The organism is Faecalibacillus sp. H12 (assembly GCF_013361255.1).
In the GTDB taxonomy this organism is placed as follows: Bacteria; Bacillota_I; Bacilli_A; order Erysipelotrichales; family Coprobacillaceae; genus Faecalibacillus; species Faecalibacillus intestinalis.
The window spans coordinates 1-2,827 of the sequence record NZ_JABWDK010000061.1 but is presented as its reverse complement, the minus strand read 5'-3'; the positions used below and the strand labels follow the sequence as shown (position 1 = coordinate 2,827).

The window sequence follows — 2,827 nt, the reverse complement described above, 5'->3', positions numbered from 1 at the left end:
TAATCTTCAAAGATTATTACCATGTGGACAAAATTTATTTTGTCCCTTTTTTATCATAAAAATATGATATTTATTTTTTGCATTTCACACCTCAAAAACGACATTTCGCACCTAATTTAAAAATAAGGTGCTATAAATAGTAAAATAAAGATGTACATGGAATTATTTACTATAATCTATTTTAAATACCAGAGCAAAAAAAGAAAAAATGAATGTAAGGATAAGTATAATAATGGCAAGTATACTTACGTTATGATAATCTTTACACAAGTGCCTGCTAATGTATTTGCAGCAGACACTTATATTTGTAATAAATATTGATGGTTGCTGTAAAGAATAAAATAAAAATGTAGGAAAAACTATAAAATTATTTAGTCTAAAACCGACATTTTTTTAATTGACATGTGAATATAATCTATAATGAAAGGGGTTGTTAGTATGATAGTTGAAGCAATAGAAAAATATCCGTTACTTGTTATTTTTATGCTTGTTTTATTACTTGTGATGATTTTTGTAATTGTTTATTATCGAATGTCAAAAAAGTATGAAAAAAGTCAAATAGAATTAAAAGAATCTTTACTTGCAGCAACGACATTAAATAGATGTATTCATGCTTTAACTTATCATAGTGAAATCGATGATGCTATTAATGATTTGTTATGTCTTATTACTGAGTTTTTTCAAGGTGATCGTGCCTATATTTTTCAAATAGACTATGAACAAAATACGACATCTAATCTTTTTGAGTATACAGAAGAAGGGGCAACTCCGGAAATAAATAATTTGCAAAACGTTTCTTTAGAAACTATTCAATATTGGTTAGATCGTTTTAAGGTTGATGGAACATTTTATATAAAAAGTTTAGAAGATGAGGTTGATAAAAATTCTGAAACCTATCGTCTTTTAAAATTACAAAATATAACGAGTCTTATTGCAGTGCCTTTGATAGAAAATGAAATTATTACTGGATTTTTGGGTGTTGATAATCCACGAAGAAGATGTGATAATAGTAGCTTATTATCTTCGGTTGTTTTCTTTGTTTCTGAGAGTATGAATAGAAAACAACAGGAACAAAAATTAAAAACAATGAGTTATTTAGATTCAATGACACATATTTTTAATCGTAATGCTTTGATAGAACGAATTGATAAGATTAAAGAAAGTCAAAATAAGGATATTGGTATTGCTTATTTTGATTTAAATGGATTAAAAAAGATCAATGACTTACAAGGACATTTAGAAGGTGATGCCGTTTTAAAGAAAACTGCTTATTTGATTAATGAGTGTTTTCCTAGAAAAGCTTATCGTTTTGGTGGGGATGAATTTGTTGTTCTTTCAGTAGATGTTAAAGAAGCTAGTTTTATAAAGCAAGTTGAACAATCAAAGAAGTATTTAGAACAAAATGGTATTTCGTGTTCTGTAGGTGTTTCTTGGTGCTATAATATAAACGATGTTGATGAACTCATCAAAGAAGCAGATACTAAAATGTATGAAAATAAAGCAAATTTTTATGAAAATGAAATGGTTGGTATTGAAAGCTAACCATTTTTTTATGGTATAATGAGATTAATGAAAAGAGATGAGACTATGCAAAATATGAATTATTATTATGACTTTTCGGGTCAAAAATTTGAATATCCATTAAGTCTAAGTATTAATCAATTTGATCGACAAGTTTTTTCAAGACAATCTTCTTTAGAAATTTCTTATGTTTTAAAAGGAAGTTATGAAGTTATTACAGAAAAAATGTCGACTGTTATTTATGAACATGAATTAGCTATAATTGCTCCTAATGATATTCATATGTTAAAGATGAATGAAAAAGAAAGTATTATTTTAACATTACATATTGATTTTTCTTATTTACCTCATTATATGGTAGGAGATATAGATCATAGTTTTCAATCTCTTATTTGTAGAGAAAATCAAAATAAATCTCTATTATTTCAAATAAAACAACAATTAGGAATATTGCTTCTACATTTTATTGAAAACAAAGATAATATTTATTTATTAAATTTAGTAATCTCTAATTTGATTTATATGATAAGTCAAGATCAAGAATTTTCTTTAGAAAATTTACCACTTTCTTCTAAAAATCATGAAAATTATATGAAAGCTATTTTATTCATTGATCAACATTACCAAGAAGATATTCATTTAGAAGATGTTGCTCAAAATCTTTCTTTTAGTATCTCCTATGCTTCACGTTTATTTAAAAAATATACAGGTGTTAGTTTTGTAAAATATTTATCAATGGTAAGAATACGACATTCATTAGAAAAACTGTTAGCAGGAAAGGATTCAATTGATGAGATTGCATTTTCTTGTGGAATGTCTGCAAAGGCTTATAGTCAAGCATTTAAAGATTTATATGGGATTACACCAAGTGTTTATCGTAAACAATTTCAAAAAAACTTGAAATATAATAAGGAAAATAAGGAACAAAGAATGCATTTGGATCAAAAACAAATTGCCTTGATTCAACATTTAATAAATGATCATCATCTATATCAAGATGAATATCTTGATATAGATAAAGAAAATCAACAAAGCATATATTTATTTAAAAATATAGATCAACTCTCTTTATTACAAGAAAATAACATTTTAACTATTAAACCAAAGAAATAACAATAAAAACAATCATTTATTGTTATTTTTTTTTACTTTTTTTAAAAAACAAAAAGAAAAACATCAAAAAATTGTCTATATAATAGGAGAAAAAATTAAATGGAAAAAGTATTAGAAATCACATCAAATGATCATATTATCATGATCGATAAACTCTGTAAAAGAATATTAGGATATCCTGAAATCTTAGGAA

Annotated in this window: 2 protein-coding genes; both read left to right on the top strand. The window is 25.3% G+C overall.

The genetic code is table 11. The features are described 5' to 3' along the window. The first annotated feature begins 438 nt into the window (after nt 1–438). Complete coding sequence (locus HUU89_RS14375; protein ID WP_175302121.1) at nt 439–1,542, top strand: sensor domain-containing diguanylate cyclase; 1,104 nt, start codon at nt 439–441, stop codon at nt 1,540–1,542. A gap of 54 nt (nt 1,543–1,596) precedes the next feature. Continuing rightward, nucleotides 1,597–2,634, top strand: coding sequence for a helix-turn-helix transcriptional regulator (locus HUU89_RS14370; protein ID WP_175302120.1), 1,038 nt, complete (start codon nt 1,597–1,599; stop codon nt 2,632–2,634). Nucleotides 2,635–2,827 lie beyond the last annotated feature (193 nt).

Excerpts from the sequence above, each read along its gene's own strand:
- HUU89_RS14375 (WP_175302121.1), top strand. The coding sequence starts at position 439 with ATGATAGTTGAAGCAATAGAAAAATATCCGTTACTTGTTATTTTTATG.
- HUU89_RS14370 (WP_175302120.1), top strand. The coding sequence starts at position 1,597 with ATGAATTATTATTATGACTTTTCGGGTCAAAAATTTGAATATCCATTA.